The sequence below is a fragment of the Streptomyces sp. TOM-9 genome, assembly GCF_056858595.1.
On record NZ_JBXEQB010000001.1, the window covers coordinates 5,376,117 to 5,390,542 of the forward strand.

Genomic DNA, 14,426 nt, shown 5'->3' on the forward strand with positions numbered 1-14,426 from the left:
CCCAATGACGGGTGCCGCTCGCAGCCCAGCTCTACCCGCAGGAGCATCGTGGCAACTGGCCGAACTCACCGACCGGCGACCCGCAGCCGAGGGATTCCCGAGGCCACCGTCGCCAGGCTCCCGCTGTACCTGCGGGCCCTGACCGCGTTGTCCGAGCGATCGGTGCCCACCGTGTCCTCGGAGGAGCTCGCGGCCGCCGCCGGGGTGAACTCGGCCAAACTGCGCAAGGACTTCTCCTACCTCGGTTCGTACGGAACCCGCGGGGTCGGCTACGACGTCGAGTACCTCGTGTACCAGATCTCCCGCGAGCTGGGCCTCACCCAGGACTGGCCGGTCGTCATCGTCGGCATGGGAAACCTCGGGGCCGCGCTCGCCGGGTACGGCGGCTTCGCCTCCCGGGGTTTCCGCATCGCCGCGCTCATCGACGCGGACGTCCAGCTCACGGGACGGCTCATCGCCGGGCTGCCCGTGCGGCACGCGGACGAGCTGGAGGGCATCGTCCACGACAACCAGGTGTCCATCGGCGTGATCACCACGCCGGCCGGGGCCGCCCAGGAAGTCTGCGACCGCCTGGTGGGCGCCGGGGTCACCTCGATCCTCAACTTCGCCCCGACCGTGCTGACCGTCCCCGACGGGGTCGACGTCCGCAAGGTCGACCTCTCCATCGAGCTGCAGATCCTCGCCTTCCACGAGCAGCGGAAGGCCGGCGAGGAGCTGGAGGGCAGCCTCGCGGCGCCCCCGGTGGCGGCCAAGGCGGCCCGCGACGGCGGCCGCCGTCCGGGACCTGACGGGGACGTCCCCGCCGTGATGCCGGCATGAGCCTCCTCGTCGTCGGACTGAGCCACCGCACCGCCCCCGTCAGCGTCCTGGAGCGCGCGGCGCTCGGTGAGGACACCAAGGGCAAGCTGCTGCTGGACGTCATGGCCGCCGAGCCCGCCGGTGAGGCCGCGGTGCTGTCCACCTGCAACCGCATCGAGCTGTACGCGGACGTCGACAAGTTCCACGCCGGTGTCGCCGAGCTGTCCACGCTGCTGGCGCGGCACAGCGGGGTCGGTCTCGACGAGTTGACCCCGCACCTGTACGTGCACTACGAGGACCGGGCCGTCCACCACCTGTTCTCGGTCGCCTGCGGCCTGGACTCCATGGTCGTCGGCGAGGGCCAGATCCTCGGTCAGATCAAGGAGACCCTGGGGCTCGGCCAGGAGCTGCACACCGCGGGCCGGTCCCTGAACGACCTGTTCCAGCAGGCGCTGCGGGTCGGCAAGCGTGCGCACTCCGAGACCGGGATCGACCGGGCCGGGCAGTCGCTGGTCACCTTCGGCCTGGAGCAGATGGCCGAGGCCGTCGGCGGCGTCCCCTTCGAGGAGTGGGGCAAGGGCAAGCGCGCCCTGGTCGTCGGCGCCGGCTCGATGAGCTCGCTCGCCGCGGCCACCCTCGCCCGCGCGGGGGCGGGCGAGATCGTGGTCGTCAACCGCACGCAGGAGCGCGCCGAGCGCCTCGCCGAGAGCGTCGGCGGCCGCGCCGCGTCCATGGAGGACCTGGCCGGCGAGCTGTCGTACGCCGACATCGTCGTGTCCTGCACCGGGGCGACCGGCCTGGTGCTCACCGCCGACACCGTCGCCCGCGCCACGCTCTCCCGGGCCCTGCGCTCCGGCGGCGAGCCCGTCGCGCCCATCGGGATGCTCGACCTCGCCCTGCCGCGCGACATCGACCCGCTGGTGCACTCCCTGGACGGCGCCCACGTCACCGACCTGGAGACCATCGCCGCGGCCGCTGCCGACGCCCCGATGGCCGCCGACGTCGACGAGGTGCGAAAGATCGTTTCCGCTGAGGTGGCCGCCTTCGGCGCCGCCCAGCGTGCCGCGCACATCACGCCGACCGTCGTCGCCCTGCGCGCCATGGCCGCCGACCTGGTCGCCACCGAGCTGGCGCGTCTCGACGGCCGCCTCCCCGACCTGGACGAACGGCAGCGCGCGGAGGTCACCCAGACCGTGCGCCGCGTCGTCGACAAACTCCTGCACGCGCCTACTGTGCGGGTCAAGCAGCTCGCCGGCGAGCCCGGTGGCGCCGGGTACGCCGACGCGCTGCGTGAACTCTTCGACCTGGACCCCCAGGCGGTCGCCGCGGTCAGCAGGGCCGACTCACCGGGCACGCCGGTGATCCCCTCCGCGGCCGTCCCGCCGGCGGTGTCGGCTGCTTCAGCAACGAGTGACTCGAATCGAGGGCGGGCATGACGAGCCCAACCGCACTGAAACTGGGAACCCGGCGCAGCGCGCTGGCGCTGGCGCAGTCCGGCATGGTGGCCGAACAGGTCCGCCGGATCACCGGCCGCGACGTGGAGCTGGTGGAGATCACCACCTACGGCGACGTCTCGCGTGAGCACCTGGCGCAGATCGGCGGTACCGGCGTCTTCGTCTCCGCCCTGCGCGACGCGCTGCTGCGCGGCGAGATCGACTTCGCCGTCCACTCCCTCAAGGACCTCCCGACCGCCGACCCCGAGGGCCTCACCCTCGCCGCGGTCCCCCTGCGTGAGGACCCGCGCGACGCGCTGATCGCGCGCGACGGCCTCACCTTCGAGCAGCTGGCCGCCTCCCCCCGGGGCGCCCGCATCGGCACCGGCTCGCCGCGCCGCATGGCGCAGCTGAACGCCTGGGCCCGCTCGATGGGGGTGCGCGTGGAGACCGTGCCGATCCGCGGCAACGTGGACACGCGCATCGGATATGTTGCCTCAGGCGACCTCGACGCCGTCGTGCTCGCCGCCGCCGGACTCAGCCGGCTGGGCCGCCTCGCGGAGGCCACCGAGCTGATCTCCTGCGACGTCGTGCTGCCCGCTCCCGGACAGGGGGCGCTGGCCGTCGAGTGCTCTGCGGACGACGCAGGGCTCGCCGGCGTGCTCGCCGAGCTCGACGACCCGTTCACCCGGGCCGCCGTGACCGCCGAGCGCGCACTGCTCGCCGCCCTCGAGGCCGGCTGCTCCGCGCCCGTGGGCGCGCTGGCCGACCCCGTCGTGGACGGGCAGATCACCGAGCTGCGCCTGCGCGGTGTCGTCGGGACCACCGACGGCTCCTCGCTGGTGCAGATGTCCATCACCGGTCCGACCCCCGCCTCCCGGGACGAAGCCGTGGCCCTCGGCCACGAGCTCGCCACCGAGATGCTCGCCAAGGGTACGGCCGGTCTTATGGGGGAGCGCGAACTTTGAGCCCCACCGCCGCCGCAGCGACCAACACGACCGCAGACGCCACCGCGGCCGGGCCGGCAGGACCGGCAGGCAGGACGGGTACCGCGGGAACCGCGGGCCACACCGGGACCGCGGGCACGGGTACGCCGCGTTCCGCCCACGGGCACGTCACCTTCCTCGGTGCCGGGCCCGGTGACCCCGGGCTGCTGACCCTGCGCGCCGTCGAGGCGCTCGCCCACGCCGACGTCCTGGTCGGCGACCAGCACGTGCTGGACGTCGTACGGACCCATGCCCGGCCGGGCGTGGACACGGCGCAGCCGGGCGACGCCGAGGGGGAGTTGAGCCCTTCGGCCGCCGCGGCCAAGCTTTTCATGGCCTCCGCGCGCACCGGCAAGCGGGTCGTCCGTGCGATCGCCGGCGATCCCGGACTCGACTCCGCGGCCGCCACCGAGATGCTCGCCTGCGCGCAGGCGGGCATCCCCTTCGAGGTCGTCCCGGGCGTGGCCGCGGCCGTGGGCGTGCCCGCGTACGCCGGCGTGCCGCTCAGCGGCGACGTGCGGTTCGTGGACGCCGCGACCGCGTCCGGACGGTGCTGGAGCGAGGTGGGCACGAGCGACGCGACCCTGGTCGTCTCCACCACCCTGCAGACCGTCGCCGCCAACGCGGCGGAGCTGGTCTCGGGGGGCCGCAAGCCGGACACCCCGCTGACCGTGACCGTCGCCGGTACGACGACCCGGCAGCGCACCTGGTCGGCGACCCTGTCGACGATCGCGGCCGAGCTGAAGGCGACGAAGGCGCTGCCCACCCCGGAGGGCCCGATCGCGGCGATAGCCGTGGTCGGCGAGCCGACCACGCGGCGCGACCTGCTCTCGTGGTTCGAGACCAAGCCGCTGTTCGGCTGGAAGGTGCTCGTCCCGCGCACCAAGGAGCAGTCCGCGTCCCTCTCCGACCAGTTGCGCTCCTACGGTGCCGTGCCGCACGAGGTGCCCACCATCGCGGTGGAGCCGCCCCGTACGCCGCAGCAGATGGAGCGCGCGGTCAAGGGCCTGGTCACCGGACGGTACGAGTGGATCGCCTTCACCTCGGTGAACGCGGTCAAGGCCGTCCGCGAGAAGTTCGAGGAGTACGGGCTCGACGCGCGTGCCTTCGCCGGGATCAAGGTCGCGGCGGTGGGCGAGCAGACCGCCCGGGCGCTGGTGGACTTCGGCGTGAAGCCTGACCTGGTGCCCAGCGGCGAGCAGTCCGCCGCGGGCCTGCTGGAGGACTGGCCGCCCTACGACCCCGTCTTCGACCCGATCGACCGGGTCTTCCTGCCGCGCGCCGACATCGCGACGGAGACCCTCGTGGCGGGCCTCGTGGAGCTCGGCTGGGAGGTCGACGACGTCACCGCCTACCGGACCGTGCGGGCGTCGCCGCCGCCGGCGGAGACCCGTGAGGCGATCAAGGGCGGCGGGTTCGACGCGGTGCTGTTCACCTCGAGCAGCACGGTGCGGAACCTGGTCGGCATCGCGGGCAAGCCGCACAACGTGACCGTGATCGCCTGCATCGGCCCGGCCACCGCGAAGACCGCGGAGGAGCACGGGCTGCGGGTGGACGTGATGGCCCCGGAGCCGTCTGTCCACGCGCTCGCGCAGGCGCTGGCGGACTTCGGGGTCCGGCGGCGCGAGGCGGCGATCGCCGCTGGCGACCCCGTGACGCGTCCCAGCGAGCGCCGTCCCGGGTCCCGGCGCAGGGCCCGCGTCTGACCGGACCCGGCCGTGTTCTCCGTGCCCCCGGCTCCCTCCTGGGAGCCGGGGGCCGTCGCGTTCCGGGGCCGACACCGGGTCGGCATGAGCACGGCGCACACGGGCGTACCGTGGAACGCGGAAACGGCCCGGGACGGAGAAAGGCGCGGCGCGGTGATGAGCGGAAACGGAAGCGGATACGGTCAGTTCCCCGGTACGAGGCCCCGCCGGCTGCGCACGACGCCCGCGATGCGCCGCCTCGTCGCGGAGACCCGGCTGCACCCCGCCGAGCTGATCCTCCCGGCTTTCGTCCGCGAGGGCATCGACGCGCCGGTGCCGATCTCCGCCATGCCGGGCGTCGTCCAGCACACCCGTGACACCCTCCGCAAGGCCGCCGTGGAGGCGGCCGAGGCGGGCGTGGGCGGGATCATGCTCTACGGCGTGCCGCTGGACGAGAAGAAGGACGCCGTGGGAACGCCCGGCACGGACCCGGACGGGATCCTGCAGGTGGCGATCCGCGACGTGGTCGCCGAGGTCGGCGACGCCCTGGTGGTCATGTCCGACCTCTGCCTGGACGAGCACGTCGACCACGGCCACTGCGGCGTGCTGGACGCCGAGGGCCGGGTGGACAACGACGCGACGCTGGAGCGGTACGCGGAGATGGCCCGGGTCCAGGCGGACGCCGGCGTCCACGTCGTCGGCCCCAGCGGCATGATGGACGGTCAGGTCGGCGTGATCCGGGGTGCCCTGGACGCCGCCGGGCACCAGGACGTGTCGGTGCTGGCGTACACGGCGAAGTACGCGTCGGCGTTCTACGGGCCGTTCCGGGAGGCCGTCGGATCCTCGCTCAAGGGCGACCGCAAGACCTATCAGCAGGACCCGGCGAACCTGCGGGAGTCGCTGCGCGAACTGGCGCTGGACGTCGCCGAGGGCGCCGACATGGTCATGGTGAAGCCCGGACTGCCGTACCTGGACGTGGTGGCGAAGGTCGCCGAGTCGGTGGACGTGCCGGTGGCGGCGTACCAGGTCAGCGGCGAGTACGCGATGGTCGAGGCGGCCGCCGAGCGCGGCTGGATCGACCGCGACCGGGCGATCATGGAGGCCCTGACCGGCATCCGCCGCGCGGGCGCCCAGCTGATCCTCACCTACTGGGCGACCGAGGTGGCCGCCCAGCTCTGACGGCTCCGACGGCTCTGACGGCTCCGACGGCGGCCCATCGGCCGCCGTCGGAGCCGTTTCCGCGCACCGGGCGCCGCTCCCGGTGAACAGCCGCGCCGGGCAGGCGAGTCCGGCCAGGGCCGCGATCGGCGACAAGGCGCCGGGACGCCCCACCTGACCCGCTGTCACTCCTCGGCAAGCGGGTCGTTTCCCCGTGTGCATCGCCGGTGCCGCCGTTCGGCAGGTGAGGCAACGTGCCGCGGTGCCCGTGCCGTTCGGGTCCGGTCGGGGCGTGATCGGCGGCAGAGGAGTGATCATGCTCGGCCGGGTCTGCAGCCGGGGCGGTCACCTGCCGAAGGAGGGGTGGCGGCGCTCTTCCCGCCTGCTCGGGCGTGGTGCCTTCAGATGATCGCGCGCAGGACGCGGAAGCGGACGGCGTGGTTCCAGGCCGTGCGGCATTTCATTACATCAAGTGGCTTTGGGTGCGATTCGGACTTAACGGCCGATGTGGGTGGCAAATTCACAGCAAGTCCACAGCAGGCGGAGGCACAAGGGCCTCCGCCGTGAAAGGAGAACCGCGATGCGGATTCCCCGATTCGCCGCCGCGCTGGGCGTCGCGGCCGCCGTCCTTCTGGGCGGGGCCGGTGCCGCCAGCGCCGCAGCGCCGCCACCGGCGGCGGTGTCGCAGACGACCCAGGCGACAAACGACCGGGGCGGCGAGTACCGGCACGACGGCGACCGCGGCCGGGGCGGCGAGTACCGGCGCTACGGTGACCGCGGCCGGGGCGGCGAGTACCGCCGTGACCGGGGGCGTGACGGCCGCTGGTACCACCGCCACCACCGGCACCACCCCCGTTGGCACCACCGCCACCACCGTCACGACCACCGCTGGCACTTCCACCGCTGAGCGGTACTGACCGGGTCGTCTCGGGGGTGTCCTTCCACCGCGGGGAAGGACACCCGTACCTCGGGCCCGGCAGGGGATCCGTCTAGTCCCACCAGAAGGACCAGGTGGGCACGCCCACCAGGGACTCGGCGTACGCGCGGAGCGAGCCGCTGCCCTGGGTGACGTTGTCCGGGCAGAAGGCGAAGTGCTCGGCGGCCACGGCCTCGGCCTCCCGCACGGTGGCCGGCGGCGCGGCCACCGACAGCACGAGCACGTCGAAGGCGAGGGCCACGACGCGCACGCCGAAGCGCTCCTCCCAGGAGCGCAGCACCGAACAGAGCCGGGCCACGTCGTTCTCGTGGTTGCACGGCCCCGTCCAGCCGATGGCCGCGGGGACGTCGGCGCTGCGCCGGGCGGGGACGAGGGCCGCTCGGGGGTCCTTGAACCACCCCGTCTCGACCAGGGTCGCGGCGACCTCGGCCGCCCTGACGTCCGGGTCGGCCTCGAACTCCCGCGCCGGGGCGAGGCCGGGCCACGCCCGGCCGAACGGGGCGACCAGGTCCGCCGCGTCCTCGTCGGGGGCCGCGTCCTCCGCGTCGTCCTCGTCCTCATGGCCCCAGAAGTCGGCCAGCACCTCTTCGGCGTCGTGGTCGCCCGGGTAGGACATCATCCCCGGGTCCAGTTCCGCCGTGGCCGGCCGCGCCGCGTCCATGGAGAGCAGCACCGGGTGCAGTCCCGCCGTCATGCGCGCGGGGAGCAGCCGTTCCCAGGAGCCGGGCCCGGCGGTCTCCTCCGCGTGCCAGAGCAGCGGTTCGGGCCACCGGCCGTCGCTCGTGGCGTCGACGAGCGTGCCGGGCGGGAGGTCGAGGCCCAGGGACCGGCCGGCCGGGTCCTGCGCGAGCTTCGGGAGCTGGTTGGGGAGCATCGCCATGGGCGTGAATGTAGGGGTGCCCACTGACAACGGCGGCCCCGGGGGAGTGTCGACTCCCGCCGGGGCCGCCGTCGTACGGACGCGGGGCGCGTCAGAGGCGCTCGGGCGTGCGGATGCCGAGCAGCGCCATCCCCTGGCTCAGGGTGCGGGCGGTCAGGTCGCAGAGGAAGAGGCGGTTCTCCTTGACGTCGGGAGCCGGCTCGGGCTTCACGACCGGGCACTGGTCGTAGAAGGTCGTGAACGCCGAGGCCAGCGCGTAGAGGTACGAGGCCAACTTGTGCGGCTCGTACGTCTCCGACACGGCTGCCAGGGTCTCCGCGAACTCGTCCAGCAGCAGGCCGAGCGCCCGCTCGGCCGGGGCCAGCGGCAGCTCGGGGTGGGCGGCCGGCTTCGCGTCGCCCGCCTTCCGCAGGATCGACTGGATACGGGCGTACGCGTACTGCAGGTACACGCTGGTGTCGCCGTTGAGCGAGACCATCCGGTCCAGGTCGAAGACGTAGTCCCGGCCGAGCGAGGTCGACAGGTCGGCGTACTTGATCGCGCCGATGCCGACCTCCTTGGCCCGGTCGGCGACCTCCGCGTCCGTCAGCTCCGCGGACTTCTCCCGGATGACGGTCGCGGCCCGCTCCACGGCCTCGTCCAGCAGGTCCACCAGGCGGAACGACTCGCCGGACCGGGTCTTGTACGGCTTGCCGTCCTTGCCGAGCAGCGCGCCGAACGGGATGTGGAGCGCCTTGACCTCGTCGGTCAGCCAGCCGGCCCGCCTGGCCGTCTCGAAGACCATCTTGAAGTGGAGGGCCTGCCGGAAGTCCACGACGTACAGGAGGGTGTCCGCGTGCAGGTCCGCGGTGCGGTTGCGGATCGCGGACAGGTCGGTCGCGGCGTAGCCGAAGCCGCCGTCGGCCTTCTGCACGATGAGCGGGACCGGCTCGCCGTCCTTGCCCTTGACGTCGTCGAAGAACACGCACAGCGCGCCGTTGGAGCGCACGGCGACGCCGGACTTCTCCAGCAGCTCGCAGGTCTCGACGAGCATGTCGTTGTAGCCGGACTCGCCGACGACGTCCTCGTCGCGGATCTCGATGTCGAGCTTGTCGTAGACCGAGTTGAAGTAGATCTTCGACTCGTCCACGAACCGCTGCCACATCGCCAGCGTCTCCGGCTCGCCCGCCTGCAGGTCCACGACCCGCTTGCGCGACCGGGTCTTGAAGTCGTCGTCGGCGTCGAAGACGGCCCGCGAGTCCTTGTAGAGCCGGTTGAGGCGCGACATGGAGGCCTCGCCGGCCTCCTCGCCCGGGTCGGCCGCGTCGTGGTCCAGCTCGTGCGGGTGCTCCACCAGGTACTGGATGAGCATGCCGAACTGGGTGCCCCAGTCGCCGATGTGGTGGCGGCGGACCACCGTCTCGCCCTCGAACTCCAGGATCTTGACGAGCGCGTCGCCGATCACGGAGGACCGCAGGTGGCCGACGTGCATCTCCTTGGCCACGTTCGGCTGCGCGTAGTCGATCACCGTGACGCCGGGCGCGGCCTTCGCGGGCACGCCGAGCCGGTCGTCGGCGGCCCGGGCGGCGAGCGTCCGGGTGATCGCGGAGTCGGCGACGGTGATGTTGAGGAAGCCGGGGCCGGAGACCTCGACGGAGGAGATCAGCCCGTCGTCCGCCGGGAGGGCGGCCACGACCTCGGCGGCCAGCTCGCGCGGGTTCGCCTTGTTCCGCTTGGCGAGGCCCAGCACACCGTTGGCCTGGAAGTCGGCCCGGTCGCTACGTCGCAGCAGCGGGTCGGCACCGAGGGCGTCAGCGACGCGCTGCTGGATCGAGGCGGAAAGCGAGTTGACCGAGGCCATGGGATGGGTGCTTCCTGAGAGGGATCGGAGATCAACCCTCAGTATCCCACGCGCTACCACTCATTTTTCTCTGGGACAATTGCCGGGTACCGCGCTACCCGCTGCACAGGTGGAAGGAAGTCGAGACAGTGGCTCAGAGCACCGAGGCCGACTGGGTCGCCCGCTTCGCGGACGACGTCATCGCGGAAGCCGAGCGGCGGGCTCCGGGCAAGAAAATCGTCGTCGCCTCCGGGATCAGCCCCTCCGGGCCGATCCACCTCGGCAACCTGCGCGAGATCATGGTCCCGCACCTGGTCGCCGACGAGATCAAGCGGCGCGGCGTGCCGTGCGAGCACATCCTGTCCTGGGACGACTTCGACCGTTACCGCAAGGTGCCGGCCGGCTACGACCCGTCCTACGCCGAGCACATCGGCAAGCCGCTGACCTCCGTGCCGGCGCCCGAGGGCAGCCCGTACGAGACGTGGTCGGACCACTTCAAGGCCCCGTTCCGCGAGGCGCTGGCGGCGCTGGGCGTCGAGGTCACCGAGATCAGCCAGACCGTCGAGTACACCTCCGGCACCTACCGCGAGCAGATCCTGCACGCGATGCGCGAGCGCCGGCGGATCGACGAGGTGCTCGGTCGCTACCGGACGAAGAAGAAGGGCGGCGAGGAGCAGGACGACGAGGAGGCCTCGCTCGCGCAGGCCCCCGAGTACTTCCCGTACAAGCCGTACTGCTCGGCCTGCGACAAGGACCTGACCACGGTCGTCGCCTACGACGACGACACCACCGACCTCACCTACGAGTGCCAGGCCTGCGGCAACCGCGAGACGGTGCGGCTGAGCGAGTTCGACCGCGGCAAGCTGGTCTGGAAGGTCGACTGGCCGATGCGCTGGGCCTTCAAGGGCGTGGACTTCGAGCCCTCCGGCGTGGACCACCAGTCGCCCGGCTCCTCGTGGATGGTCGGTCAGCAGCTCGTCCGCGAGATCTTCGGCGCCGAGCCGCCCATCGGCCCGATGTACGCCTTCGTCGGCATCAGCGGCATGGCCAAGATGTCCAGCTCCAAGGGCGGTGTGCCGATCGCGGCCGACGCCCTGCAGATCATGGAGCCGCAGCTGCTGCGCTGGCTGTACGCCCGCCGCCGGCCGAACCAGGCGTTCAACATCTCCTTCGGCGACGAGATCTCCCGCACCTACGACGAGTGGGACGCGCTGGAGCGCAAGGTCGCCGAGGGCACGGCGGCCCCGGTGGACCTCGCGGTGCACTCGCGGGCCGCGCGGACCGCGAGCGGTGAGCTGCCCACCACCCCGCACAAGCTGCCCTACCGCACCCTCGCCTCGGTCGTGGACATCACGACCGGGGACGAGGAGCAGACGCTGCGCATCCTGCGCGACTTCGACCAGGAGCAGCCGCTGGCCTCCCTGGACGAGGCCCGGCCGCGACTGGACTGCGCCGAGCGCTGGGTGAACACCCACGTCGAGCCCGAGGCCCGCACCCGGGTGCGTACCGAGCCCGACGCGGAGGCCCTGGCGGCGCTGTCCGGCGAGGAGCGGGAGGCGCTGAAGCTGCTGGTGGACGGGCTGCCCGAGCACTGGTCGCTGGACGGGCTGACCACCTTGGTCTACGGCGTGCCGAAGGTGCAGGCCGGCTTCGCGCCCGACGCCAAGCCGACGCCGGAGATGAAGGTCGCCCAGCGGTCCTTCTTCGCCCTGCTCTACCAGCTGCTGGTCGGCCGGGACACCGGGCCACGGCTGCCCACGCTGCTGCTGGCGGTGGGTCAGGACCGCGTGCGGGAGCTGCTCGCGGCGAGCTGAGCCGGACTCAGATGCGACGGCGAATATTCGAACGCGGCGGTGAGCGGCGCGCGCTATGGTCATCGGGCGCGGGGCGGCTCACGGTGTGCTTCCTTCTCTCACTTTCCCTGAACCAGTGCACCGGCTTCCCGCCCCGCCCACGCAAACCGGCTCACCGGCCCGGACATGGGGACCGGGCACGGGACCGGGTCCCGGGGCGGCTCCCGGGCGTGCTTCCTTCTTCTGCGAAGTCGCGTTCCGCGATGGATTTCAGCGCGCCCACTTCCCGCCCCGGCACATCGACCAGGGGGAGACAAGGATGTCCACGGCCACGACCGCAGCCACCTCTACCGCTCCGCGCACGCCCGCGGCCGTACTGCTCTCCCGGCGCGGAGCCGTCTACCTGCCGGCCGCCCGGGCGGAGCCGTCGTTCGACGCCGTCGCGGGCGTGGCGCTGCTGGAAGCGGACCTCCTCGACCGCGGTTACCTGATGGCGCCCGCGCTGCGGGCCGCGCTCACCGAGCGGAGCGAGGCCGCGCTGACCGCGGCCGGGCGGGCCCTGCTGGCCGACGTCGACCAGGCGCTCGGCGCCGACCGGCCCCACGAGCCGCTGTTCCGCGACTTCCCCACCAGCACGCCGCGGGACACCTTCGCCTTCTACGTCGACCGTGTCCTCACCCTGCTCTTCCAGCACCCGGAGCAGCCCTGCGTGCTGTGCGGCACGGAGGGCACCGTCCACGCGGTCTCGCCCTGCGCGCACCTGGTGTGCCGCTCCTGCTTCGACGGCGCGGACTTCTCCGCGTGCCCCATCTGCCACCGCCGGATCGAGGTGGACGACCCCTTCCTGCGACCGCGCCGGCCGCGGCGCTTCGGCGGGCTGCGACGCGCGCTGCCCGAGCGGCTGCGCGTGCTGCAGTACGGCGGCGACCTCGCCGCCCGGGACGCGGACGCCACGGGGGAGATCCGCGGGCTCCTCGCCCGTACCGGCGCCCTCGGCCCGCAGGACGCCGACGACCTCACGGCCCTGCTGGAGACCCGCGACCGGGCCGCCCTGGTGTGGCTGCCTGAGCAGATCCCGGGCCGGGAGACCAAGGCCCGGGTGCTGGCCTGGCTGCTGGCCGATCCCGCCGCGTACGCGACGAGCCTCCCGGCCGTCACGGCCCGCGTCGACACCGCGACGGACGTGCTGCGGCTGCTCGCCGTGCGCTCGGGCGGTGACCCCGGCCTGGTCGACCTGCCGCGCTTCGGCGCGGTGCCGAGGCCGCTGCGGCGCGCCCTGCTCGGGGTGCTCGACGGGCTCGCTCCGGACCTGGTCGCACAGGACATGCGCCGGCACCGGCACGCCTGGCTGCGGGCCGCGGAGCTCCTGCACCCCTTCGAGCACGCGGGCCGATTCCCGCGGGCGGCGCTGGCCGTCGCGGCGCTGCGCGACACCCGGCTCGCGGACGGCGACGCGCTGACCGCGACCCTGCGGACGGCGGCCGACGGCGCGCCGCGGATCGACGCGAGTGGGACGACGGTGCGGGTGCACGGCTGGGCGGGCCGGGTCGAGGCCGCTCTGGACGCCATGGACGTACCGGCGGCGGTCGCGCTGCTGGCCCAGCGGCCGGGCGAGTTCGTACGCCGGCTCGACCACCTGCTGCGGCTGTCCGAGGCCGCGGAGGCGGACGTCGTGCTGTCGGCGCTGGAGTCGGCGGTGCCCCGGGTGTCGCCCGCGGTGCTGCTGTCCGCGCTCGGCGCCCTCCGCAGCCGTCCGCACGCGGACGGCACCCGGGTGTTCTTCCCGAAGGGCGGCAGCGCCAAGGCGCACCTGGCGGACGACGACCGGCTGCCGATCGCGGCCCCCGTCGTCGGGAAGGCCGTGGCCGTCCTCCACGCCGAGGTGCTGCGGCGGGCCGCGGAGCGGGAGGCGGTCGACGTTGCCGTCGTGGACGCGGGCCTGGGCGGCCTGATCGCGCCGTTCACCGAGCGCACCGCCTCACGCGCCCTGGTGACCCTGCCGCGCGGCAGCGAGCTGCCCGTGCCGGACGGGAGGACGGTCCGGCTGTTCCTGCACTGGATGGAGAGCGAGCGGTCCGGGCGGACCGATCTCGACCTGTCCACCGCCCTGTTCGACGCGGAGTGGAACCCGGTCGGCCACTGCGACTACACGCGCCTGCGGTTCGCGGAGGACGCCGCCGTGCACTCCGGCGACCTCACCAGCGCCCCGGCACCGCGGGGCGCGAGCGAGTTCGTCGACCTCGACCTGGACAAGCTGGCGGACGCCGGGGTCCGCCACCTGGTCGCGGTGGTCTTCTCGTACAACAACGTCCCCTTCGAGGACCTGGCGGAGGGCTTCGCCGGGCTCATGGCGCGCGACGCGCCCGGGGACGCCGGGCCGGTCTTTGACGCCCGCGCCGTGGAGCAGCGCTACGACCTGACCGGACGGGCCCGCGCGAGCGTGCCGCTGGTGATCGACGTGGCGGCCCGCACGATGCGGTGGCTCGACGTGGTCAAGGGCGTCACCGGCACCGGCCACTGCGTGGCGCGGCACGGCGACGACCTCGCCGCGCTCGGCAAGGCCCTCACCACTTCGTTCGCCTCCGGGGCCCGCGTGGGGCTGGGTGAACTGGCCGTCTGGCAGGCCGCGGCGCGCGCCGCGACGGTCCTGATGCGGTACGCGGACGGTTCCACGACCGCGTACCGGCGCCGGGAGGCCGAGTCCGCGGCGGAGTTCGCCGCGCGGATCGGGACCGCGTCCGGCGACCCGGCGGACGGCGCCGTACCGGAGGCGGCCCGGCTGGCGTACCTGCTGCGCGGCGACGTCGCCCTGCCCGAGGGCGGCGAGGTGTTCGCGCTGCACCCGGCGGCCCTCGACGCGGCGAAGGTGCGGCTGCTGTCGGCGTCCGACGTGGTCGCCTCGCTGGTCACGGCCACGGCCACGGCCGTCGGCTGAGG

General features: G+C 73.4%; 10 protein-coding genes. 8 read left to right on the forward strand and 2 right to left on the reverse strand.

The window, feature by feature from the left end; all coding sequences use genetic code 11:
* Positions 1–48 precede the first annotated feature (48 nt).
* From AC1VWI_RS25090 to AC1VWI_RS25115, 6 genes are all read left to right on the forward strand, one after another.
* A complete protein-coding gene (locus AC1VWI_RS25090) occupies positions 49–819 on the forward strand; it encodes a redox-sensing transcriptional repressor Rex (RefSeq protein WP_499513268.1) in 771 nt (256 codons plus the stop codon).
* Complete coding sequence (locus tag AC1VWI_RS25095) at positions 816–2,234, forward strand: glutamyl-tRNA reductase (RefSeq protein WP_499513269.1); 1,419 nt, start codon at positions 816–818, stop codon at positions 2,232–2,234. The genes AC1VWI_RS25090 and AC1VWI_RS25095 overlap by 4 nt, the downstream gene beginning before the upstream one ends.
* Positions 2,231–3,199, forward strand: coding sequence for a hydroxymethylbilane synthase (gene hemC / locus AC1VWI_RS25100; protein ID WP_499513270.1), 969 nt, complete (start codon positions 2,231–2,233; stop codon positions 3,197–3,199). The genes AC1VWI_RS25095 and hemC overlap by 4 nt, the downstream gene beginning before the upstream one ends.
* Positions 3,196–4,923 carry a bifunctional uroporphyrinogen-III C-methyltransferase/uroporphyrinogen-III synthase gene (locus tag AC1VWI_RS25105; protein ID WP_499513271.1) on the forward strand — a complete coding sequence of 576 codons (1,728 nt, stop codon included), beginning with the start codon at positions 3,196–3,198 and terminating at the stop codon, positions 4,921–4,923. The genes hemC and AC1VWI_RS25105 overlap by 4 nt, the downstream gene beginning before the upstream one ends.
* Before the next feature lie 156 nt (positions 4,924–5,079).
* A complete protein-coding gene (gene hemB, locus AC1VWI_RS25110; protein WP_499513272.1) occupies positions 5,080–6,081 on the forward strand; it encodes a porphobilinogen synthase in 1,002 nt (333 codons plus the stop codon).
* 559 nt (positions 6,082–6,640) lie between these two features.
* Positions 6,641–6,967 (forward strand): hypothetical protein, encoded by a 327-nt coding sequence (locus AC1VWI_RS25115; RefSeq protein ID WP_499513273.1) that lies wholly within the window; start codon positions 6,641–6,643, stop codon positions 6,965–6,967.
* An 82-nt stretch (positions 6,968–7,049) separates the two neighbouring features.
* On the opposite strand, the gene AC1VWI_RS25120 is transcribed toward AC1VWI_RS25115, so the two are convergent.
* Positions 7,050–7,877: a DUF4253 domain-containing protein gene (locus AC1VWI_RS25120; RefSeq protein ID WP_499513274.1), complete on the reverse strand. Its 828-nt coding sequence runs from the start codon at positions 7,875–7,877 to the stop codon at positions 7,050–7,052.
* 91 nt (positions 7,878–7,968) lie between these two features.
* A complete protein-coding gene (argS, locus tag AC1VWI_RS25125; RefSeq protein WP_499513275.1) occupies positions 7,969–9,717 on the reverse strand; it encodes an arginine--tRNA ligase in 1,749 nt (582 codons plus the stop codon).
* 128 nt (positions 9,718–9,845) lie between these two features.
* Here argS and lysS point away from each other — a divergent pair, with 128 nt between their 5' ends.
* Positions 9,846–11,510 (forward strand): lysine--tRNA ligase, encoded by a 1,665-nt coding sequence (gene lysS / locus AC1VWI_RS25130; protein WP_499513276.1) that lies wholly within the window; start codon positions 9,846–9,848, stop codon positions 11,508–11,510.
* A 298-nt stretch (positions 11,511–11,808) separates the two neighbouring features.
* The gene (locus tag AC1VWI_RS25135) at positions 11,809–14,424 is read left to right on the forward strand and encodes an MXAN_6230/SCO0854 family RING domain-containing protein (protein WP_499513277.1); all 2,616 of its coding nucleotides are present in this window, start codon (positions 11,809–11,811) and stop codon (positions 14,422–14,424) included.
* Positions 14,425–14,426 lie beyond the last annotated feature (2 nt).